Annotated in this window: 20 protein-coding genes; 11 read left to right on the top strand and 9 right to left on the bottom strand. The window is 60.7% G+C overall.

All coding sequences use genetic code 11. The features are described from left to right. Nucleotides 1–220 precede the first annotated feature (220 nt). The 4 genes from ACIONG_RS04595 (at nt 221) to ACIONG_RS04580 (ending at nt 5,308) form a co-directional block, all read left to right on the top strand. Entirely contained in the window at nt 221–1,939 is a 1,719-nt protein-coding gene (locus ACIONG_RS04595; RefSeq protein WP_401297040.1) for a hydrogenase maturation protein, read from the top strand. 174 nt (nt 1,940–2,113) lie between these two features. Then, nucleotides 2,114–2,977, top strand: coding sequence for a LysR family transcriptional regulator (locus tag ACIONG_RS04590; protein WP_103302381.1), 864 nt, complete (start codon nt 2,114–2,116; stop codon nt 2,975–2,977). Nucleotides 2,978–3,089: 112 nt separating this feature from the next. Then, nucleotides 3,090–4,235: an SRPBCC family protein gene (locus ACIONG_RS04585; RefSeq protein WP_401297038.1), complete on the top strand. Its 1,146-nt coding sequence runs from the start codon at nt 3,090–3,092 to the stop codon at nt 4,233–4,235. Next, the gene (locus tag ACIONG_RS04580; protein WP_401297036.1) at nt 4,232–5,308 is read left to right on the top strand and encodes an SMP-30/gluconolactonase/LRE family protein; all 1,077 of its coding nucleotides are present in this window, start codon (nt 4,232–4,234) and stop codon (nt 5,306–5,308) included. Before ACIONG_RS04585 ends, ACIONG_RS04580 begins: the two co-directional genes overlap by 4 nt. Nucleotides 5,309–5,440: 132 nt before the next feature. Here ACIONG_RS04580 and ACIONG_RS04575 read toward each other — a convergent pair whose 3' ends face one another. Next, complete coding sequence (locus ACIONG_RS04575; protein WP_177431347.1) at nt 5,441–5,605, bottom strand: hypothetical protein; 165 nt, start codon at nt 5,603–5,605, stop codon at nt 5,441–5,443. A gap of 109 nt (nt 5,606–5,714) precedes the next feature. After that, entirely contained in the window at nt 5,715–5,957 is a 243-nt protein-coding gene (locus ACIONG_RS04570; RefSeq protein WP_212809167.1) for a DUF465 domain-containing protein, read from the bottom strand. 205 nt (nt 5,958–6,162) lie between these two features. On the opposite strand from ACIONG_RS04570, the gene ACIONG_RS04565 reads away from it, so the two are divergent. Further along, a complete protein-coding gene (locus tag ACIONG_RS04565) occupies nt 6,163–6,684 on the top strand; it encodes a DUF4142 domain-containing protein (protein ID WP_401297033.1) in 522 nt (173 codons plus the stop codon). A 350-nt stretch (nt 6,685–7,034) separates the two neighbouring features. Here ACIONG_RS04565 and ACIONG_RS04560 read toward each other — a convergent pair whose 3' ends face one another. Then, on the bottom strand, nt 7,035–7,304 hold the full coding sequence (locus ACIONG_RS04560) for a hypothetical protein (protein ID WP_401297031.1): 270 nt from the start codon (nt 7,302–7,304) through the stop codon (nt 7,035–7,037). A gap of 251 nt (nt 7,305–7,555) precedes the next feature. On the opposite strand from ACIONG_RS04560, the gene ACIONG_RS04555 reads away from it, so the two are divergent. The 6 genes from ACIONG_RS04555 to ACIONG_RS04530 are packed head-to-tail and all read left to right on the top strand — an operon-like array spanning nt 7,556 to nt 12,960. Next, nucleotides 7,556–8,407: an STAS domain-containing protein gene (locus ACIONG_RS04555; protein ID WP_212809168.1), complete on the top strand. Its 852-nt coding sequence runs from the start codon at nt 7,556–7,558 to the stop codon at nt 8,405–8,407. A 2-nt stretch (nt 8,408–8,409) separates the two neighbouring features. Further along, on the top strand, nt 8,410–8,772 hold the full coding sequence (locus ACIONG_RS04550; protein ID WP_103302387.1) for an STAS domain-containing protein: 363 nt from the start codon (nt 8,410–8,412) through the stop codon (nt 8,770–8,772). Next, complete coding sequence (locus tag ACIONG_RS04545; RefSeq protein WP_103302388.1) at nt 8,769–9,173, top strand: anti-sigma regulatory factor; 405 nt, start codon at nt 8,769–8,771, stop codon at nt 9,171–9,173. The genes ACIONG_RS04550 and ACIONG_RS04545 overlap by 4 nt, the downstream gene beginning before the upstream one ends. Then, complete coding sequence (locus ACIONG_RS04540) at nt 9,170–10,180, top strand: ATP-binding protein (protein ID WP_401297191.1); 1,011 nt, start codon at nt 9,170–9,172, stop codon at nt 10,178–10,180. The genes ACIONG_RS04545 and ACIONG_RS04540 overlap by 4 nt, the downstream gene beginning before the upstream one ends. Then, nucleotides 10,173–11,048: a sensor histidine kinase gene (locus ACIONG_RS04535; protein WP_401297028.1), complete on the top strand. Its 876-nt coding sequence runs from the start codon at nt 10,173–10,175 to the stop codon at nt 11,046–11,048. The genes ACIONG_RS04540 and ACIONG_RS04535 overlap by 8 nt, the downstream gene beginning before the upstream one ends. Continuing rightward, nucleotides 11,038–12,960, top strand: coding sequence for a response regulator (locus ACIONG_RS04530; protein ID WP_401297026.1), 1,923 nt, complete (start codon nt 11,038–11,040; stop codon nt 12,958–12,960). Before ACIONG_RS04535 ends, ACIONG_RS04530 begins: the two co-directional genes overlap by 11 nt. Nucleotides 12,961–13,254: 294 nt before the next feature. Here ACIONG_RS04530 and ACIONG_RS04525 read toward each other — a convergent pair whose 3' ends face one another. From ACIONG_RS04525 to ACIONG_RS04500, 6 genes are all read right to left on the bottom strand, one after another. Then, nucleotides 13,255–15,888, bottom strand: coding sequence for an excinuclease ABC subunit A (locus tag ACIONG_RS04525; RefSeq protein ID WP_401297024.1), 2,634 nt, complete (start codon nt 15,886–15,888; stop codon nt 13,255–13,257). Nucleotides 15,889–16,114: 226 nt separating this feature from the next. Next, nucleotides 16,115–18,226, bottom strand: coding sequence for an ATP-binding protein (locus ACIONG_RS04520; protein WP_401297022.1), 2,112 nt, complete (start codon nt 18,224–18,226; stop codon nt 16,115–16,117). Between the two features lie 134 nt (nt 18,227–18,360). Further along, the gene (locus tag ACIONG_RS04515; RefSeq protein WP_401297020.1) at nt 18,361–19,050 is read right to left on the bottom strand and encodes a GntR family transcriptional regulator; all 690 of its coding nucleotides are present in this window, start codon (nt 19,048–19,050) and stop codon (nt 18,361–18,363) included. Between the two features lie 220 nt (nt 19,051–19,270). Next, nucleotides 19,271–19,930: a DUF799 domain-containing protein gene (locus tag ACIONG_RS04510; RefSeq protein WP_103302394.1), complete on the bottom strand. Its 660-nt coding sequence runs from the start codon at nt 19,928–19,930 to the stop codon at nt 19,271–19,273. Continuing rightward, nucleotides 19,927–20,295: a DUF4810 domain-containing protein gene (locus ACIONG_RS04505; protein ID WP_103302395.1), complete on the bottom strand. Its 369-nt coding sequence runs from the start codon at nt 20,293–20,295 to the stop codon at nt 19,927–19,929. The genes ACIONG_RS04510 and ACIONG_RS04505 overlap by 4 nt, the downstream gene beginning before the upstream one ends. A gap of 29 nt (nt 20,296–20,324) precedes the next feature. After that, nucleotides 20,325–21,011: a CsgG/HfaB family protein gene (locus tag ACIONG_RS04500; protein ID WP_177431358.1), complete on the bottom strand. Its 687-nt coding sequence runs from the start codon at nt 21,009–21,011 to the stop codon at nt 20,325–20,327. Between the last annotated feature and the right edge of the window lie 180 nt (nt 21,012–21,191).

Genomic DNA, 21,191 nt, shown 5'->3' with positions numbered 1-21,191 from the left:
CGACTGTGCAATAGCGCTTCGTACATTTGAAGTAATAAAAAATATACATAAGCGAACTATTGGACATATGACGCTTCATCGCCCCAGAAACATTGGCTGACACAACGTTGACCTCGATCACTGGTGTGCGGGTGGCCACTCATTACTCTTCCGGCTCCATCGAAGGCCAGGGAAGGCTCACCGGGAGCCTGCGGCTGATCCCACTCAAGGAAGAACTTTCATGCGACCACTCAAGATCATTCTGCTGTCGTCAGCGTTCAACGGCCTGACCCAGCGTGCCTGGCTGGAACTGCGTGAGGCCGGGCATTCGCCCAGCGTCGTGGTGTTTACCGACGAGGCCTCGGTGTGCGAACACATCGAGCACAGCGGCGCCGATCTGGTGATCTGCCCGTTCCTCAAGGACCGCGTACCGCAAGCACTCTGGAGTAACACCGAACGCCCGGTGGTGATCATTCATCCGGGCATCGTCGGCGATCGTGGTGCCAGTGCTCTGGATTGGGCGATCACCAATGAGCTGTCGAGCTGGGGCGTGACCGCGCTGCAAGCGGTCGAGGAAATGGACGCCGGGCCGGTCTGGGCGACTTGCGAGTTCAATCTGCCGACGGGCCTGCGCAAGTCCGAGCTGTATAACGGTCGGGTCAGCGACGCGGCCATTGTTTGCATTCGCGAAGTGGTGGAAAAATTCATCGAAGGCTTCCAACCGGTGCCGCTGGATTACACCAATTCCGCTGTGCGCGGACGTTTGCAGCCGAACATGAAACAGGTCGACCGCAGTTTCAGCTGGCACGATTGCGCCCGCTTCATCAAACGCTGCATCGATGCGGCGGACGGCCAGCCCGGGGTCCTGGCGAGTCTGGCCGGCGGTCAGTATTACGTGTACGACGCCCATCTGGATTCGCGCAGCGGCCTGCCCGGCGAGATTCTCGCGGTGCATGACGATGCGGTACTGGTCGCGGCGGGAGACCACAGCGTGTGGATCGGTTCGTTGCGGCGCAAACCGCAGCCCGGCGAAGAAACCTTCAAGCAACCGGCGCGGCATGTGCTGGCCGATCAATTGGCCGATGTGCCGAGGCTGGACTGGTCGGTGGCCAGCCAGCCGTTCAGTGACGAGGCGTATCAGCCGATTCGTTACCGAGAATCCGGGCATGTCGGCGAGCTGACCTTCGAGTTCTACAACGGCGCGATGAGCACCGAGCAATGTCAGCGCTTGGTCGAGGCACTGCGCTGGGCCAAGTCCCGCGACACCCAGGTGCTATTGATCAAGGGCGGGCGTGGCAGTTTTTCCAACGGCGTGCATTTGAATGTGATTCAGGCAGCGCAGGATCCGGGCGCTGAAGCCTGGGCTAATATTCAGGCGATCGATGACGTCTGTGAAGAATTGCTGACGGCGCGGCAACTGGTGGTCAGCGGCGTCACCGGCAATGCCGGCGCCGGCGGTGTGATGCTCGCGCTGGCCGCCGATATCGTCTTTGCCCGGGCCGATATCGTGCTCAACCCGCATTACAAGAGCATGGGCCTGTATGGCTCGGAATACTGGACTTACAGCCTGCCCCGTGCCGTCGGCCCGGCGATGGCGGAGCAGCTGACTCAGGCGTGTCTGCCGGTGAGCGCGGTGCAGGCGTGGCAACTGGGTATGGTTCAGGAAATCGGCCCGCGCTGCCCGGATGAGTTTTCCCTGTGGTTGCTGCAACGGGCCAACAGCACGCTGAGTGACCCGACCTATGCGGCGGTGCGTGAACGCAAGTCGCGGGTTGATCAGGTGCTGATCCTGCAATGCCGCGAAAGCGAGTTGCAGGAAATGCAGGAAGACATGCTTTACAACCGCAACAGCTTCGCCGAAAAGTGCCGGCACTTTGTGTACAAGCGCAAGGCGTGTGGCACGCCGGCGCGGTTGGTCGAGGATTGGGCGCGGGTGCAAGAGATTGAACTGACCGACTGATCTTCAGCGTCTACGAGGGCCCCATCGCTGGCAAGCCAGCTCCCACAGTGTCCGTGGCGTACCCAGATTCTATGTACACCGCAAAACCTGTGGGAGCCTGGCTTGCCAGCGATGAACGATGACGCGGTGTCAGGCTGCACTTACAATGCGTGCACCTCAAACACCGGCCCGCCCATGGACATCGACCTCGCCCGTACCTTCCTCGAAATCGTCCGCCACGGCAGTCTCGCCGCCGCCGCGCAAAAGCTCTTCGTCACGCAAACAGCGATCACCGCCCGGGTGCAGAAACTCGAAAGCCAATTGGGCAGCACCCTGTTCGTGCGCAACCGCGCCGGAGCGAAATTGACGCCGAACGGCGAAGCGTTCGTGGTCTACGCCAATCAACTGGTGCAGACGTGGGAGGCCGCGCGTCGCGACTTGCCGCTGCCCGAGGGCTATCACAACGTGCTGCACATCGGCGGCGAAGTCAGCCTGTGCAATCCGCTGATGCTCAGTTGGGCTGCGGAGCTGCGTGAAAAGATTCCCGGCCATGCCCTGCGCATGGAAATCCGCGACGGCGAAAACCTGCTGCGCCAACTCGAACTCGGTGTGCTCGACGCAGCGCTGGTCTATCAGCCGGAATACTGGCCCGGCCTGCAAGTCGAGCAAGTGCTGGAAGAGAAACTGATTCTGGTGCGCACACCGGAGCGCGCCGACCCTTACGTCTACATCGACTGGGGCCCGGACTTCCGTCGCCAGCACGATGCCGCCCTGCCGGAAAAAGCCAAAGCCGCGCTGAGCTTCAACCTCGGCCCGCTGGCTCTGCAATACATCCTTGAACACGGCGGCAGCGGTTATTTCCGCACCCGCGTGGTGCGCACCTATCTGGAAAGCGGTGCCTTGGAACCGGTGACCAAAGCCCCTGAATTCAGCTATCCGACCTATCTGGTGTACTCCCGCGACCGCGACTCGGCGACGCTGCAACAGGCCTTCGACCTGCTGCGCAAAGTGATCGAGGCCGATGACGACTGGTCGCAACGCTGGAATCCATTGAGCTGAATCCGCCGTTTTACACCGGATCATGGCGCATGTGACCTCAAGGTCCGGCCTGCACAAATGGCCGGATCGGCTAATCTGCCGGGTATAACAACAATACCTACGGGTGAACGCAGTGAGGCAGACCACCGAGGCATTTCGCAGCCGCTATCGTGCGGCGATCCATCCGTTCTACAACCCGTGGCTGCACGGCGCCTTCGTGCTGCTGTTCGGTGTGCTGGCCATCGGCGCATTCTGGAGCAGCGTCGACCAGGTCCATTGGCTGGAATGGCTGACCGTGCCACTGACGCTGTTGTTCTTCAACTTTGGCGTGTACATGGTCCATCGCCATCTCGGCCACCATAAAAAAGCCTTTGCGAAACTGTTCTACGCCCGCCACGCCGGCGACCATCACAGCTTCTTCACCCCCGGCCACATGACCTACGACAGCGCCCGCGACTGGCGGGTGATTCTGTTTCCGGCGTGGCTGATCGTGATCCATACGCTGCTGATTACCCTGCCCTTGTGGTGGCTGATCGCGCAGGTCAACGCCAACGTCGCCGGACTGTTCGGTGGCTGTATGGTCCTCGGCTATCTGACCTACGAAGTGTTTCACGCCGCCGAACACCTGCCACCGGCCAATCCCCTCACGCGCCTGCCGTGGATCCGGCAGATGCGCCGTCTGCACGAACTGCATCACCGCCGCGAGCGCATGCAGGAGCGCAATTTCAACATCGTTCTGCCGCTGATGGACTACCTGTTCGGCACCCTGTACTGGGAGCCGGAAGTCGCCCCTTTGAGTTATTCGAGAATGCCCATGACCCGTCAACAGCACACGATCGACATTGCCGGCGAACCGATTGCCGTACTCGCCTATGCCGCCACGGTCAGCCGTTGGCCCGAGTGGCACCCGTCGTCGCTGAAAATCGACGGCCCGCAGGGGCCGCTGCATGCGGGCTCGGGTTTTGAAGAAGACATTCATGCCGGCGGCCGGGCAGGTCATCTTCGCTGGCAAGTGACCGAATACCTGCCGGGCCGGCGCTGGTGCGCACGGGCTCGGGGTGATCACGGCCTGTCGCTGGAGCTGACGTATGAATGCGCGGCCGAAGGTGACGGCACAAGATTCGTGCGCACCCTGGACTATCGCTTTGACGGCCTGGGCATGCGCATCGCCAATCGACTGTTGCTGCAACGACGCATCGAGCGCGAATCCTGCGCCTCAATGCTCGCGTTGCGGGACAGGGCTGCGCAGTATCTGGCGTCAGTGAGGGCCAGCGCATGAAGTGGCAGCGGGTGCTATTTCTGCTGATTGCCGTGGTTATCGCGTTTTTACTGCTGATGCCCACCCGGGTTGAGCCGGTCGCCTGGCAACCGTCACCGGCGCCCTCGCTCAAGGAGGGCGTTTATGCAGAAAATCAACGTCTGAAGAACACAGCGCAGGTCGGGCCGAGCGACATCGAGGGCCCGGAAGCGTTACTGTTGGAAAATGACTTTTTGATCACCGGCCTGCATGACGGCCGACTGATCCGCAGCAGCCTCGATGGCCAGCAACGCAAAGTGCTGGCCGATACCGGCGGGCGGCCGCTGGGCCTGGCGCGGCATCCCAACGGTTTGCTGGTGATTGCTGACGGGGTCAAGGGCTTGCTGTCACTCGATGCTCAGGGCCAGTTGATTGCCCTGACCACCGCCGCCAATGGCGTGGCATTCGGTTTTACCGATGACGTGGCAATCGACAAATCCGGGCACTACGCCTATTTCAGCGATGCCTCCAGCCGTTGGGGCTATGGCCATGACGGCGAGGCAATTATCGAACACGGCGGTGACGGACGCTTGTTGCGCTATGACTTCCAGACCGGCAAGACCAGCGTATTGCTGGACAAACTGGAGTTCGCCAACGGCGTGACCCTCGGCCCCGATGACGCCTATGTGCTGGTCAACGAAACCGGTGCCTATCGCATCAGCCGCTTCTGGCTGACCGGGCCCAAGGCAGGTACCCACGACCTGTTCATCGACAACCTGCCGGGACTGCCGGACAACCTCGCGTTCAACGGTCGCGACCGCTTCTGGGTAGCGCTGTATGCGCCGCGCAACGCCTTGCTCGATGGCACAGCCGACCATCCGTTCGTCCGCAAGATGATTGTCCGAGCGCTGACCGTGCTGCCGAAACCGGTGGAGAAGCGCGGGTTTGTATTGGGGCTGGATCTGCAGGGCAAGGTGATTGCCAATTTGCAGGACGCCAGCAGCGGCAATTATTCGCCGATTACCACGGTTCGCGAGTACGGGGACTGGTTGTATTTCGGCTCGTTGAAGGCGACACATATGGCGCGGTTGCCGTTGGTTGAAGCACTGAAGTGAGTCCGCCGGATATGTGCTGGTCTGGCTGACGCCATCGCTGGCAAGCCAGCTCCCACAGGTACCGGATCGTTCGCAATATCTGTTAACGACAGCGATCCTTGTGGGAGCTGGCTTGCCAGCGATAGCGGTCTGTCAGTTGCTGGACTTGTCGAACTTTTCGGGGTCTTCGTCTTCGGGAAGATCCTTGTCCGGTTCTTCAGGATTGGCGGTGGTATGCGCCGGGCTGTTGGGTTCGGGATGGGTGGGCACGGGGTCAAATGCGCCCTGCTCTTCACTGGGAAATTTGGGATCGTTCATAAGGCACCTCGCAAAGAGTCGATAATTGAGGACTCTGAACATTCGAGGTGCCGGTCGGGCCTGTCGTTCCAGTCAATCCGCAACCGTAGGTCGGCGGATCAGAATGGGGTCAGGTCGGGGTCTGCAAATGGCTGACGATTTCGTCCTTGACCTTCAGACGTTTCTCTTTGAGTTTCTTCAGTGTGTCGTCGCTGGGAGCATCCGAGGTGGCGGTTTCGGCCTTGACCACATCGGCATCAGCCTGGGAATACTTGTTGATCAGTGAATCCAGTCGCGGATCCTGGGTGCGTTTTTGCTGGATCTCTTCCTTCGTGCAGCTCAAGTCCTGAAACAGGTCATGGGGAACCGGCATGGAACACCTCCGTCAGTTGATCGGGTGGCCAGCGCGACCGATTGCGCTGACCAGTTATCAGAATGGCCTCGGTCGGGCCGTTCTGTCGACCACCTGTCAGACCAGCGGTGTCCGTTCGTCGCCCTGTCGCAAATGCGATAAAACCTTTGTCCGTCGCCTCGCCTCCATTGCATAACGCTCACAACAAACTGCGTGGAGAAACACAATGGACGGATTCAACCTGCGTCACCTGGCACTGGCTGTCGCTTTAAGCACCGGCATGAGCAGCGCCTTCGCGGCCACCGACAATGACTTCGTCGATAACGCCGCTGCCGGTGGCATCGCCGAAATAGAAACCAGCCGCCTCGCCCTGGAAAAAAGCCAGTCGGCCGACATCAAGAAGTTTGCCGAAATGATGATCACCGATCACAGCAAGGCGAATGACGAACTGGCGACGATTGCCAAGGCTCACGACATCGAAGTACCGGACACCACCACATTGGTCAAACAGGCCAAAGAGAAAATTCTAGAAGTGCGTGATGAATCCTTCGATGCGGCCTACGCCAACAACCAGGTCAAGGCCCACGAAGAAACCATCGAGCTGTTCAAGAAAGAAGCCAATACCGTGACCGACGACAAGGTCAAGGGTGCCCCTGAATTGAAGGCGTTCGCGCAGAAAATGTTGCCGGCGCTGGAAAAACACCTGGCCGCGGCAAAAGAGCTGCAGGCCAAGCATCCGAGCAAGTAAAAAGCCTGCCCTCACCCTAACCCTCTCCCAGAGGTAGAGGGGACTGACCGGGTTGTATTTTCGAAATACACCGACGTGAACCACCGAGGTGAATCCGGTTTCGAAAAGCCTGCAATCGGCTCCCTTTAACCCTCTCCCATTGGGAGAGGGAACTGACCGCGTTGTTCCTGCGGGCACACTAAAGTGAACCACCGAGGTGAATCCGGTTTTGAAAAGCCCCCAATCGGCTCCCTTTCCCCCTCTCCCATTGGGAGAGGGCTGGGGTGAGGGGCTGGGTTTCATTGGCACTACAAAACCCGAACAAAAAAATGCCGCATCCAAAAATGCGGCATTTGGCATTTCAACCCCGACTAACCCCCATCAGTATCAATATCCGCATCCGTCTCCTCACCCGGTTGCGGGCGATCCGGCTTCGGCTTGAAACCCGGACTGAACTCATTGTCGTTATCGGTATGCTGATTCTTCTGATCCACTGCCGGATCAGCACTTTGCGCCTGGTCAGTGTCGCCCTGCTGTTTCGCAGGTTGCGTCGGCGCCGGTTGCCCCGGCACTTGCGGGTCGATTGCCGGATCATTGCGATTGATCGGCTCCCCGGCCTGATTTTGCTGTTGCTCGTTCATAAGCACCTCGTAAGTCTTGGCCAGCACGACTGAAACCAGCCGGGCCTTGAAGATTCGAATCCGGCACCGCGCCATCGTTCAAAACATCGCGCCTTGCTGGCATGCCGACTAGAGTTACCGGGACGTTTCTTGCGCCCGGGCAAAAATATCCTCGCAAGACCGAACAACTATTTCGAACGGCAACGGTCATTGACTTCGCGCCGATCAATTTTGCGAAATCGGCCCCTCATTCGCTACGGAGCAACAGGCACATGGCAGCACTGCAGAACAGCACACTCGATGCGATGAAAAACAAACAGGCACAGCTGCTGGGCGAATGGATCAATAGCCTGGAATCCAGCGGCGGCACGCGCAATCTGAAAGGTCAGGACCTACAGCAACAGACCAGCGAATTCCTGCAATTGGTGGTCAGCGGTCTTGAGAGCGACAACGGCACCAACATCAATGCGCCGGGCTGGGACGCCACTCGGCAGTTCCTCGAAAAGCTTTCGCATAGCCGCGCCCTGCTCGGTCAGGATTCGCAACAGACCGCCAGTTTCATTTTCTCGCTCAAGGGACCGCTGTTTGCCCTGCTGCAGAATCACTACAAAGAACAACCGGCGCTGCTCGCCGAACAGCTGTGGGAAGTCTCCGAGCTGCTCGACGCGTTCGGCCTGCACACCATCCGCACCTTCCAGAAATCCCGTGAAGCGGTGATCAAGCGTCAGCAGGAAGAACTGCTGGAGCTGTCCACCCCCGTGGTCAAGCTGTGGGACGGTGTGTTGGCCCTGCCGATGATCGGCACCCTTGATTCGCAACGCACCCAGGTGGTGATGGAATCGCTGCTGCAACGCATCGTCGACACCGGTTCGGAAATCGCCATCATCGACATCACCGGCGTGCCGACCGTCGACACCCTGGTCGCCCAGCATCTGCTGAAAACCGTGACGGCGATCCGCCTGATGGGGGCCGATTGCATCATCAGTGGCGTGCGCCCGCAGATCGCGCAAACCATCGTTCACCTCGGCCTCGACCTGCAAGGTGTGGTCACCAAGGCCAATCTGGCCGACGCGCTGAAACTGGCCCTGACCCGCCTGGGTGTCAGCCTCGTCAAGACGGGTTAAGCATGGAACGTATTCCGATTCTTCAAATGGGCGACTTCCTGCTGGTGACCATCCAGGTCGACATGCATGACCAACTCGCCCTGACCCTGCAGGACGATCTGTCCGAACGCATCAGCAAAACCTCGGCGCGCGGGGTGTTGATCGACATCTCGGCGCTGGACATGGTCGATTCGTTCATTGGCCGGATGATCAGTACGATCTCCGGGCTGTCGAAAATCATGGACGCCGAAACCATGCTGGTCGGCATGCAACCGGCGGTAGCGATCACCCTGGTCGAACTCGGCCTGACCCTGCCCGGCGTCAGCACGGCGCTGAACGTCGAGCGGGGGATGAAACTGCTGCGAGAACGAGTACTCGCGCAATGATCGTGCGCAGCAGCGGAACTCAACCCATCCATATCGAGCAGGACGTGGTGCTGGCGCGCCAGACTGCACGCAAACTGGCGACCGAGTGCGGCATGCGCCTGATCGACCTGACCAAAATGGTCACGGCGGTCAGTGAACTGGCGCGCAACACCATGGTTTATGGTGGCGGCGGCGATATGGACTGGCAGATCCTCGATGACGATCACAAGGTCGGTTTGCGCCTGACCTTTCGCGACGAGGGTCCGGGCATTGCCGACATCAAACTGGCCATGACCGATGGCTGGACCTCCGGCAGCGGCATGGGGCTGGGCCTGACCGGCGCCAAACGCCTGGTCGAAGAGTTCGAACTGGACACCGAGCCTGGTAAAGGCACTCGCATAACGATTACCCGATGGACATGAACATCAGCGGGTCACTGACCCAGGTATTACTGATCGAAGACAACAGCCAGATCGGTCATGCCCGCCGTAGCGCACAACACCTCGCCGAACAACATGGTTTTGGTGAAAGCGATGCGGGGCGCGTGGCACTCATAGCCACCGAGCTGGCGAGCAATCTGCTCAAGCATGCCGGTCACGGCGAACTGCACCTGCGGTTGTTGCCGCGACAGGGCGACGCCGGTATCGAGTTGATCGCGGTAGACCGGGCCAAGGGTTTCGATCTGCAGTCGTGTCTGGCCGATGGCTTTTCCACCGGTGGCACTCAGGGCATTGGCTTGGGTGCGGTGTCACGCCAGGCCGACGTGTTTGACGTGTATGCCGACCATCGCGGCGCCGTGCTGCTCGCCCGGTTGTATCCGCGCAGCGACCGCCAGGCGGATCTGCTGTACGGCGTCAGCCAGCACTCACTGCATAACGATCCAGCCTGCGGCGATGTCTGGCATCTGGCGTATCACGGTGGCGACATCAGTGCACTGATCGTTGACGGTCTCGGTCACGGCGAGGACGCCGAGCGCGCCGGTCGGGCCGGAGAGCAAGCCTTCGCCGACGCGCCATTCAGCTCCCCGGTGGTGCTGATGGAAGACATGCACCGCGAGATGATCGGCACCCGTGGCGGCGCCGTGGCGTTTGCACAGTTTCGCGCCGACCGCGCCAGCCTGACGTTTGCCGGGGTCGGCAACATCGGCGCCAGTCTGATTGCCGCTGACAAATCGCGCGGTCTGGCCTCACATCCCGGCATCGTTGGCGGCCAATACCGAAAAGCCCAGCCCTTTGACTATGCTCACGTGAACGGACATTTATTGATCATGTACAGCGACGGCTTGCAGTCCCGTTGGAATCTTCAAGACTACCCCGGTCTGGTGCACCGCCATCCCGCCGTGATAGCCAGCGTCCTGCACCGCGATTTCTGTCGCGGGCGCGACGATGTAACGGTGTTGGTCGTTGCCTTGGAGGCCGCCCATGGCTGAGTCGCCCGACTTGAGCAATGCCGAACAGGCCGCGCTGATCGCGCAACTGCAAAGCGAAACGGCGGCCCTGCGTGAAGAACTCGACGAAACCAACCAGGGCGTGCTGGCGCTGTACGCCGAACTCGACACTCAGGCCGAAGAACTGCGTCAGGCCTCGGATCTGAAAAGCCGCTTTCTGTCGTACATGAGCCACGAATTTCGCACCCCGCTGGGTTCGATCCTCAGCGTCAACAGCTTGCTGGCCGACGAGCTGGACGGGCCGCTGAGCCCCGAACAGCACAAACAGGTGGCGTTCGTCAGCAGTGCTGCCCGTGAACTCAGCGACATGGTCGATGACTTGCTCGATCTGGCGAAAATCGAGGCCGGGCGCATCAGCATTTCTCCGGCGTGGTTCGACATGTTCGACCTGTTCTCCGCCCTGCGTGGGATGTTCCGGCCGATTGTCGATGCGACGGCAGTGGACCTGATCTTCGAAGAACCGGTCGGCCTGCCGCGCCTGTACACCGACGACAAGAAACTCGCGCAGATCCTGCGCAACTTCATTTCCAACTCGCTGAAGTTCACCACCCGTGGCGAAGTGCGGGTCTCGGCGCGGCTTGAAGGTGCAGATAAGGTGCGCTTCGCCGTCAGCGACACTGGAATAGGTATCGCCGCCGAGTTGCATGGCGCATTGTTCGAGGACTTTTCCCAGGTCGACTCGCCTTTGCAGAAACGCCTGCGCGGCACCGGTCTGGGCCTGTCGTTGTGCAAACGCTTCGCCGCACTGTTGGGTGGCGAGGTCGGCATGGACAGCGCACCGGGGGTCGGTTCGACCTTTTTCGTGATCATTCCGTTGGCGATCGCTCAGGAGAACGTCGATGAAACGTGACATGCGCCTGTTGATCGTCGATGACAACGTCGCCACCCGCTACGCCTTGCGCAAGCGTCTGGAACGCCACGGCTATGAGGTGCTGGAGGCTGGCACCGGTACCGATGGTCTGGCGTTGATCGAGCGCGAACCGCTCGATGCACTGATTCTCGACGTCAACCTGCCGGACATGAGCGGCTTCGACATTGTCCGTATCCTGCGGGCCGACACGCGCACCGCTTTGCTGCCGGTGATTCACGTCTCGGCCGCGTCGATCCAGACCGGCGACATCATCACTGGCCTCGACGCCGGGGCCGATGCCTACCTGATTCATCCGGTCGACCCGGACGTGCTGCTGGCGACGTTGCGCACGCTGCTGCGGGTGCGCGACACGGAAAATGCCCTGCGCGAAAGCGAGGCGCGGTTTCGCGAGATTTTCGCCAATGTTTCCGCGCCGATTGCGGTGCTCGACGCCAATCTCAAGGTGCATGAGTGCAACCACGCATTCAACCAACTGATTCTGGATAACCAGGGTTCACAAACCCTGAGCGAATGTTTTGCCGACGAACAAGGCGCCATTCTCAATGAACTGCGTTTGCGCCTGGTTGATGGCGAGCGCTGGAAAGGCACGCTGAACATGCGCGTGCAGGGTGAAATTCGCGAAACCGAGTGGCAGATTTCGCCATATCGCACGCCACAACTGAGCTTGGTGTTCGTCGAGGACGTCACCGAACACCGCCATCGCGAACGTTCGCATCTGGCCCGCCTGGACGACACCACCACGCAACTGGCGCGTGCCGAATCGCAGCTGCTGCAAGTGCAGAAAATGGATGCGCTGGGCAAGCTCACCGGCGGCATCGCCCACGACTTCAACAACCTGCTCACCGGCATCATCACCAGCCTTGAGTTGATCCAGAAACGCATCGCCGATGACCGACCGGACAAGGTCAAGCTGTACGCTGAGGCGGCGCTGAATTCAGCGATGAGCGCGGCCGCCCTCACCCATCGTCTGCTGGCGTTCGCTCGCCAGCAACCGCTGGACACGCGGCCAGTGGATATCAACGAACACGTGCGTTCACTTGAAGAACTGTTGGTGCGCACCATCGGTGAACGGATTGCCCTCAAGCTTGAGCTGACCAACAAACCGGCAATTGCCCTGGTCGATCCGAGTCAGTTGGAAAGCGCAATGCTCAACCTGGTGATCAATGCCCGCGACGCGCTGCCTCAGGGCGGCAACATCTGGGTCAGTACCTACGCGGCGTATTCCCACGGCGATCCGAATCTGGCCGATGGCGCTTATGTGGCGTTGTCGGTGCGCGATGACGGCACCGGCATTGACCACAACGTGATCGACAAGGTGTTCGATCCGTTTTTCACCACCAAACCCCTGGGTCAGGGCACCGGATTGGGGTTGTCGACGATTTATGGTTTTGCCCGCCAGTCCGGCGGCGATGCGCACATCCGCAGCGTGGCCCGGCGCGGCACCGAAGTGACGATCATGCTGCCGGCCACCAGCGACCCGACCGGAGTCGATATTCCAGCGGTAACGGTCAATCCGCAAGGCACCGGCGAGCATGTGTTGATTGTCGAAGACATGCCGTCGGTGCGCATGTTCGTCACTGAAGTGCTGGAGGATGCCGGCTATCGCTGCACCCAGGCGGCTGACATCGAAACCGCGCTGGAGCGTCTGCAAAATGACCCGTCGATCAACCTGCTGCTGAGCGACGTCGGCTTGCCGCGCATGAGCGGCCGCGAACTGGCAGACATTGCCCGGGGCTGGCGCGAGGGACTGCCGATCCTGTTCATGACCGGCTACACCGAAACGGCGATCAATCGCCAGGTATTCCTCGGCGAGGGCATGGAGCTGCTGATCAAACCGTTCCAGATCAGCGAACTGCTCGACAAGGTTCGCCGCACGATTGACGGCGCCTGACCCACCGCTATCGCTGGCAAGCCAGCTCCCACAGGTTTTGCGGTGTACCTGGAATATCAATACACACCAGATCCCACAGGTTTTGCGGTGTACCTGGAATATCAGTACACACCAGATCCCACAGGTTTTGCGGTGTACCTGGAATATCAGTACACACCAGACCCACAGTTTGGGGTGTACCTGAAATATCAGTACAAACCAGATCCCACAGTTTGGGTGTACCTGGAATACCAGTACACACCGGTCACTGTGGGAGCTGGCTTGCCAGCGATGAGGGCGGAACGGTCGGCGCTGTTATCGGCTCAAGGCGCGGGTGAGGAACGGCGCAGTCCGGCTCTTCTTGCTGGCGGCGACTTTCTGCGGGGTGCCGGCGACAACGATCTTGCCACCCTGATCCCCTGCCCCCGGGCCGATGTCGATCACCCAGTCACTCTGCGCCACCACACGCATTTCATGCTCGACCACAATCACCGTGTGCCCCGCTGTCACCAGCGTATCCAGTTGCTCCAACAGCCGATCGACATCGCGCGGATGCAGGCCGGTGGTCGGTTCATCCAGTACATACAAGGTTGCGCCACGCTGATTGCGCTGCAACTCGGTGGCCAGTTTGATCCGTTGCGCCTCGCCCCCGGACAATTCCGTAGCCGGTTGGCCGAGCCGCAGATAACCCAGGCCGATATCGTGCAACACCTCCAGCGAACGGCGAATACCCGGCTGCCCGGCAAACACCGCCAGCGCTTCATCGACAGTCAGTTGCAACACCTGCGCGATGCTCAAGCCTTCCCATAAAACTGCCAAAGTCTGCGGGTTGTACCGTGCGCCATGACAGGTCGTGCAAGGTGCATACACGCTGGGCATGAACAGCAACTCGACACTGACAAACCCTTCACCTTCGCACGTCGCGCAACGGCCCTTGGCGACGTTGAAGGAAAACTGCCCGGCGTCATACCCCGCCGCCCGCGCTTCGGGCGTCGCGGCGAACAGCTTGCGCACGTTGTCGAACAGCCCGGTGTACGTCGCCAGATTGGAGCGTGGTGTGCGGCCGATAGGTTTCTGATCGACCTGCACCAGCCGTTTGATCGACTCCAGACCGGCAATGACCTGGCCGCTGCTGACCTGCGGCGCATCGTCTTCAAGACTGGGTTCTTCAGTTTCAGTCTCGACAGGCGGACGTCCCAGTTGCGCACCGACCAGTTCCAGCAACGCCTGACTGACCAGACTCGACTTGCCGGAACCGGACACACCCGTCACCGAAGTGAAACAGCCCAAGGGAAATTCGGCGCTGAGGTTGCTCAGGTTATTGCGGCTGATGCCCGCCAGTTTCAGCCAGCCCGTTGGCTTGCGCGCCGCCCGTGTCGGGCGCTGCTGGTCGGCGAACAGATAGGCGCGGGTCTGCGACTCTTCAACCTCGGCCAGCCCGGCAGGCGGGCCGCTGTACAACACCCGCCCGCCCTTCTCGCCCGCCGCTGGCCCGACATCGATCAGCCAGTCGGCGCGGCGCATGGTTTCCAGATCATGCTCGACGACAAACAGCGTATTGCCCTCGGCCTTCAAGCGCTGCAAAGCCTCGAACAGCGCCTCGCCATCGGCGGGATGCAGACCGGCAGAAGGCTCGTCGAGCACGTAGATCACCCCGAACAACTGCGAGCCCAATTGCGTGGCCAGACGCAACCGCTGCAACTCACCGGACGACAATGTCGGCGTGCTGCGCTCCAGTGCCAGATAGCCCAGACCCAGATCGGTCAGGGTACTGACCCGCTCCAGCAGATCCTCGGCAATCCGTTGCGCGGCCAGACGCTTTTCCAGTGACAGGTTCGGCGTGTGGCGCACATCCGGCGCGCTGGCGTGGCCACTGGCACCCTGGGCGACACGTTGCTGACGCGCTGCACGGGTCTGCGCATGGCTCAAGGTCTCGCCGGTTTCCTCGGCATGATCCAGGTAACTCGTCGCCGCCACCGGCCGCAACACTTCGGCGACTTGCAGCAGCGGCATTTGCGACAGCTCACCAATGTCGTACCCGGCAAACGTCACCGACAACGCCTCACGCTTCAGACGTTTGCCCCCGCACAACGGGCAAGGGCTGCCAAGCATGAACTGCGCAACGCGCTTCTTCATCAGCGCACTTTGCGAATGCGTGAACGTGTGCAGGATGTAGCGGCGCGCGCCAGTGAAAGTGCCCTGATAACTCGGCTCCATCTTGCGCTTGAGGGCCACGCGGGTTTCTTCCGGGGTCAGCCCGGCGTACACCGGCACGGTCGGGGTTTCTTCGGTGAAGAGAATCCAGTCGCGCTGTTTCTTCGGCAACTTGCGCCACGGGATGTCGACGTCGATGCCCATGGTCACGAGGATGTCGCGCAGGTTCTGCCCCTGCCATGCCAGCGGCCAGGAGGCGACGGCGCGTTGGCGAATGGTCAGGTTCGGATCGGGCACCATCAGCGCTTCGGTGACTTCATACACCCGGCCCAGACCATGACATTGGGGGCAGGCGCCCTGTGGCGTGTTCGGCGAAAAATCCTCGGCGTACAACATCGTCTGCCCCGGCGGGTAACTGCCGGCGCGGGAATAAAGCATGCGGATCAGACTCGACAGCGTGGTGACGCTACCCACCGACGAGCGCGTGCTCGGTGTCCCGCGTTGCTGTTGCAGCGCCACGGCTGGCGGCAGGCCTTCGATGGAGTCGACATCCGGCACACCGACCTGATCGATCAGCCGTCGCGCATACGGCGCCACCGATTCGAAATAGCGCCGTTGCGCTTCGGCATACAAGGTCGAGAACGCCAGCGACGACTTGCCCGACCCGGACACCCCGGTGAACACCACCAGGGCATCGCGGGGGATGTCGACGTCGACATTCTTCAGGTTGTGCTCACGGGCGCCGCGCACCCGAACCATGCCGTCGGGTGCTTTGGAAGAACGTTTGGAGGTCATTGGCGGGCCTTTTCTGAAAAGTTGCAATCTCCGTAATTGCCGAGATCTTTGTGGCAAGTGAAACCTTTGTGGGGAGGGGATTTATCCCCGATTGGCTGCGCAGCAGTCATAGATACTGATAAGGCGGTTCATCTGGAAAACGGCTTGGGAGCGCTGCGCACTCCATCGGGGATAAATCCCCTCACCACAAATAATCACCTGCCCCTGAAAACACTTCTGTCGCAGGTCAGGCACCGAGCACCGAACGAATCATCTGCAACAGCGCTTCGGGGCCATAAGGTTTACCTAACAAATGTGTGTCGGGGCTGAGTTGGTGATTGCGCGAAATGATGTCGCGAGTGTGCCCGGAGGTGAACAGCACCGCCACCGGCGGCGACTGCACCTTGGCCCACGCCGCCAGGTCGGAGCTCTTGATCAGCCCCGGCATGACCACGTCGGTGAAAATCAGGTCGATGTCGGCGCCCTCCAGCAGCATTTGCATCGCCACATCGCCATTGGCGGCAGTCAGCACGCGATAGCCTTCCTCGCGCAGCAATTCCATCGCCGAGGCGCGCACTGCGTCGTTGTCCTCGACCACCAGAATCGTCTCGTGCCCCCCGTGCTGCTGCGGGTCGATGCTCGGCGACTCATCAACGATCGTGCGCAGGCTGCGCGGAAAGTACAACTGCACCCGCGTCCCCTCGCCCACGGTGCTGTCGATCTCGACATGCCCGCCGCTCTGCTTGACGAAGCCGAACACCATGCTCAGGCCGAGCCCGGTGCCCTGGCCGTCGGCCTTGGTGGTGAAGAACGGCTCGAAGACCTGCTCGAGTATCTGCGGCGGGATGCCCACGCCGGTATCGCTGACCGCTACGCGGACAAACTCCCCCGGGAGAATGCCTTTACCGATGCAGAACTCGCGCTCAAGCCTTACGTTGGACGCGCTGAGTTCAATGGTGCCCTCGCCCTTCATCGCATCGCGGGCATTGATGGCCAGGTTGAGAATGGCGTTTTCCAGTTGATTGCGGTCGACGTTGATGTGCCACGGCTCGTGCGGCAACTGCACGTCGATCTGGATGGTTTCGCCCAGCGCCCGTTGCAGTAACTCACCCACCCCTTCGAAAATTTTCCGCGGATTGCACACTGCGGGTGACAGCGGTTGACGGCGGGCGAACGCGAGCAATTGCGACGACAGCTTGGCGCCACGCTCGACCGCTGCCAGCGAGGCGCTGACCCGCCGTTGTACGTTGGCGTTGTCCGGCTCATGGCGCGCCAGCAAATGCAGGTTGCCGGCGATCACTTGCAACAGGTTATTGAAGTCATGGGCGACGCCACCGGTGAGTCCGCCAATCGCTTCGAGCTTCTGCGACTGACGCAATTGTTCTTCGGCGGTCAGGCGCGCCTCGACTTCATCGGCCACACGCTGCTCAAGGTTACGGGTGAATTTCAGCAGCGATTCTTCGGCGGTCTTGCGTTCATGGATATCGATCAGGACGCCGGGGAAACGCAAGGCCTGGCCGCGCTCGTTGAACTCGCAGCCGCCGCTGGCCAGAACCCACAGGTAACTGCCATCGCTGCGCAACACCCGGTATTCGGCGTTATACGGCTCGCCGGTCTGCACGCAATGGGCGACGCGTTCCTGTACCCAGGCACGGTCATCGGGGTGAATACGTGATTCGGCAATGTGCTGCGCCAGATTGCTCAGGTCATGCTCCGGCGGATAGGAAAACGTGCGGGCAAAACGCTCATCGGCCGACAGCACATTGTTCTTCACGTCCCAGACGAAAGAACCGAGCAAGGCCCCGGCATTCAGCGCCAACCGCACCCGCTCGTTGTCAGCGCGATAGGCTTCCTCGGCGGCCTGGCGCAAACGCTCGGAACGAATGAATTCGGTGGTTTCCACCACCATCGCCATCACCCCGGACGGGCGTCCTTCGTCGTCAGCCACGGGGCTGTAATAGAGATCCATCCAGACATCTTCGGGCACGCCGTTGCGCAGCAGCACCAGTTCCTTGTTGCGATACGACAAGGTGCCGCCGGCCAGACAGGTGTCCACCACATGCCGGTTGAACTCGGCGACCTCCGGCCAGCCCAGCTCCACCGGAGAGCCCAGCAGGTACGGATGGCGGCCACCGGCGAATTCGGAGTAGGCATCGTTGTAGATCATGTAACCGGCATGCCCCCAGAGCATCACCATCGGCAGCGGCGAAGCGAGCATCATCTGCACCGTGCTGCACAGGCTGGCCGGCCAGTCCTGCAACGGACCTAATTCAGTGGCGCTCCAGTCAAACGCACAAATGCGTCCGGCCATTTCGCCTTTCCAGCCGCCACAGCCGTGGCTATCCGATAAAAACTGCATCGACTGACTCAGTGTCCTGTGGTGGTTGCCCGATAATCCGCGACGCCCAATACAACGCAACGCCCGTGTGTTTCGAGCGTCGCCGAACGCATTGGTTTCATTAGAGGTATAGCCGATTTCGCTCTACCCGGAACTCAGACCCCGATCAAGTGCTTGAGCGGATGGTAGCCAGTTTTCATCTTCGCGGCGACGTCCAGAATCGCCTTCTCGATGCCATTGAGATGCACGCAGGTCAACTCGATGGCGGCGCTCTGATTACCGGCCTCAATGTATTCGATCAGGCGCAAGTGTTCATCGTCGCGGCAGGCTTCGTGGCTGTCGTCATCCAGCGCGGCGGCGTACAGCGATGCGCGGGAAATCAGCTTCTGGAACCAGTCGAGCAGCACCGGGTTGTTGAGGCTGCGCGCCAGTTTGATGTGGAACTCGCCGAGCAGGTGAATCAGCCGTTGGTGATCCCCCGCCGCGTGCGCTTGGTCTTCCAACAGCAGGTGCTCGCGCAGATCCTGCATCGCTGCCGTGTCCTTGCGCCGGCACAGTTCGGTGACGATGCCGATCTCGATCAGGCGCCGGGTTTCGAACAGCGAACGGATCTCTTCGTTGCTCGGCAACGACACCGATGCACCCTTATTGGGCTCGGTAGTGACCAGTCCATCGGCCTCCAATTGCTTGAGCGCGGCACGCACCGACGTGCGGCTGACATTGAATAACTCCGCCAACGAGGCCTCGCCCAGCTTCATGCCAGGGCGCAACGAGCGCTTGCTGATCGCCTCGTAAACCCCTTGGTAGACGCGGTCGACCGTGGTTTCCGGTTTCTTTTCGGTCATTCGAAAGCTCCTTCAATGCTGGCAGCGCAGCCGGGCGCATGAACTGCCGCGCAGAATATCGCCTTCAGCGTGAAGATGCAGGTTCTTGATCAAGAGTTGAATGAGAGCGCGGTCGTGCGAGTGCGGGGGGCGACCTGGACAGAGGAGTCCAGTGCGAGGGGTCAACAGATGTGGCGAGGACGATTGCTCCCTCGCCACAAAGGCATCAGTGTTTCAAGGCTTAGTCGGTGCCGTATTTCGGCGAACGCGGCCCGTACAGCAGGCCCGCCGGATGCCCGGCCGACAGCAGGCGATTGCTCGCCACACCGGCAATCGGATAACCGGCATCGGTGGAGCTGTTGATGATCTGCTTCACCGCCGCCGTGATCAGCATGCCGATCAGACCGCCGCCACTGTTGTTGCCGCCCTCTTCGCTCGACGCCCGCGCCGAGCCGGTCCACAGCGTCGTGCCGGTTTTCAGATCAACCAGTTTCGCCGTCGCCGTCACCGCCGTTTCGCTGCTGATCACCATGTAACGCGTACCGTACTCGGTCACGGTGATGTACAGCGCCGCGTCGGCGCCGAAGATTTCCTTCAGCTTGGCCGGTGGTGCCTGATGGATGTCATCCGGGGTGGTCAGGCCGTTCTGGCGGAATGTCTCGTCGACCAACGTGATCGGCAACACGTAGTAACCGGCCTCGGCCAGCGGGAACGTCACCTGCGACAGCAGGCTGTACGACGCCTTGACGTCCGGCGAGGTGTTCAGCGGCGGCAGCACCAGAATGCTTTTCGGCCGGGCTTGCTTGTACGCCGAATAGTCCACGGACTTGGGAGCGACGCAGCCACCGAGCACGGTCAACGCCAGCGCTGCGCCCAACAGTTTTACTACGCGCGAGATCATTGGGCTTCACCGGTCTTGGCGTTTTTTAGCAGAAAGTCCATGTAAGTCCCGGACTCGGGAAACAGGGTCTTCTCGGTGCGCAACTGCTGCACCATCTGATCGTCCTTGCCCATGCTCAGGTACAGCAGACCGAGATGTGCGTGGTAACCCGGCGGAACGGCTTTGCCACTGGCGCGGATCTTTTGCAGATCGGCTTCCAGCGCTTCGGCCTGGGCTTCTTTCGGCGTTTCGCTTTTGAAGTATTCGTAGACCTGCGGCTGGTAGCCTTCCCACTGGTACAGGGTTTGCGGACTGCTGCAACCGGCCAGCAAGGCGCTGGCGGCCAGCGTCAGGGCCATCAGCGGCCGCGACAGAATCGAATTCATGGTGTGTTGTTCCTTGCAAATGGGGGCTTTCAGTTGCCCGGTTTCCAGGCACCGGCGTTCATGCCATCGACCAGACGATTGATCGCCTCGCGCATGGCCAGATCGAGAACTTTGCCGTTGAGGGTCGAGTCGTAGGCAGCGGTGCCGCCGAAGCCGACGATTTCGCGGTTGGACAAGGCGTACTCGCCGGCGCCCTGGGTCGAATACACCACTTCGGACGTGCTGATATTGACGATATTCAGGTTGACCTTGGCGTAGGCAACCTGGGTCTTGCCGCGACCGAGAATGCCGAACAACTGGTGATCGCCCGTCTCTTTGCGGCCGAACTCGGTGACGTCACCGGTGACCACGTAATCGGCGCCTTTGAGACGCTGGGCCTGGCCCTTGATCGCCGCTTCCTGTTGGATTTCGCCCATGTTGTCGCGATCCAGCACGCTGAAGCGATTGGTCTGCTGCAAGTGGGTGATCAGGATGGTCTTGGCCTGACCGCCTAGACGATCGACGCCATCGGAGAAGATCCCGCGCATGTAGCTGGAGCGGTTATCGAACTTGCCCACCGCCATTGGCACGCGAACACCGGTCCAGACTTGCGTGGCGCTTTCAACTTTAGCCACTGGCAACGCGCGGGAGCTTTCGGTGGCGCAGCCGGAGAGCGTGGTGGCCAGCGTGCCAAGCACGGCGATGGCAACGCCCGAGACCAACATCCGGGAGATCATTCTCACTGGGTATTCCTTCTTGAAAAACGGTATGTCCCGGCGTGATAAAGCGCTGGGCAGCGGAAAAGGGCCGGCATTATGACAAAGTGCCATCACTGAAGACAGATTTTTTTGACGTCAGTTAATTGGCTGGCTTGGTCGTACACAAATCCACTGTGGGAGCGAGCCTGCTCGCGAAAG

It is taken from the genome of Pseudomonas sp. NPDC087817 (genome assembly GCF_044742875.1).
Lineage (GTDB): Bacteria > Pseudomonadota > Gammaproteobacteria > Pseudomonadales > Pseudomonadaceae > Aquipseudomonas.
Note: the sequence above shows the minus strand (reverse complement) of the source record. Positions and strands in the feature narration are given on the sequence as shown.

Coding starts and splice junctions, on each gene's coding strand:
- ACIONG_RS04595 (WP_401297040.1), top strand. CDS start 221: ATGCGACCACTCAAGATCATTCTGCTGTCGTCAGCGTTCAACGGCCTG.
- ACIONG_RS04590 (WP_103302381.1), top strand. CDS start 2,114: ATGGACATCGACCTCGCCCGTACCTTCCTCGAAATCGTCCGCCACGGC.
- ACIONG_RS04580 (WP_401297036.1), top strand. CDS start 4,232: ATGAAGTGGCAGCGGGTGCTATTTCTGCTGATTGCCGTGGTTATCGCG.
- ACIONG_RS04575 (WP_177431347.1), bottom strand. CDS start 5,605: ATGAACGATCCCAAATTTCCCAGTGAAGAGCAGGGCGCATTTGACCCC.
- ACIONG_RS04570 (WP_212809167.1), bottom strand. CDS start 5,957: ATGCCGGTTCCCCATGACCTGTTTCAGGACTTGAGCTGCACGAAGGAA.
- ACIONG_RS04565 (WP_401297033.1), top strand. CDS start 6,163: ATGGACGGATTCAACCTGCGTCACCTGGCACTGGCTGTCGCTTTAAGC.
- ACIONG_RS04560 (WP_401297031.1), bottom strand. CDS start 7,304: ATGAACGAGCAACAGCAAAATCAGGCCGGGGAGCCGATCAATCGCAAT.
- ACIONG_RS04555 (WP_212809168.1), top strand. CDS start 7,556: ATGGCAGCACTGCAGAACAGCACACTCGATGCGATGAAAAACAAACAG.
- ACIONG_RS04550 (WP_103302387.1), top strand. CDS start 8,410: ATGGAACGTATTCCGATTCTTCAAATGGGCGACTTCCTGCTGGTGACC.
- ACIONG_RS04545 (WP_103302388.1), top strand. CDS start 8,769: ATGATCGTGCGCAGCAGCGGAACTCAACCCATCCATATCGAGCAGGAC.
- ACIONG_RS04540 (WP_401297191.1), top strand. CDS start 9,170: ATGAACATCAGCGGGTCACTGACCCAGGTATTACTGATCGAAGACAAC.
- ACIONG_RS04535 (WP_401297028.1), top strand. CDS start 10,173: ATGGCTGAGTCGCCCGACTTGAGCAATGCCGAACAGGCCGCGCTGATC.
- ACIONG_RS04530 (WP_401297026.1), top strand. CDS start 11,038: ATGAAACGTGACATGCGCCTGTTGATCGTCGATGACAACGTCGCCACC.
- ACIONG_RS04525 (WP_401297024.1), bottom strand. CDS start 15,888: ATGACCTCCAAACGTTCTTCCAAAGCACCCGACGGCATGGTTCGGGTG.
- ACIONG_RS04520 (WP_401297022.1), bottom strand. CDS start 18,226: ATGCAGTTTTTATCGGATAGCCACGGCTGTGGCGGCTGGAAAGGCGAA.
- ACIONG_RS04515 (WP_401297020.1), bottom strand. CDS start 19,050: ATGACCGAAAAGAAACCGGAAACCACGGTCGACCGCGTCTACCAAGGG.
- ACIONG_RS04510 (WP_103302394.1), bottom strand. CDS start 19,930: ATGATCTCGCGCGTAGTAAAACTGTTGGGCGCAGCGCTGGCGTTGACC.
- ACIONG_RS04505 (WP_103302395.1), bottom strand. CDS start 20,295: ATGAATTCGATTCTGTCGCGGCCGCTGATGGCCCTGACGCTGGCCGCC.
- ACIONG_RS04500 (WP_177431358.1), bottom strand. CDS start 21,011: ATGATCTCCCGGATGTTGGTCTCGGGCGTTGCCATCGCCGTGCTTGGC.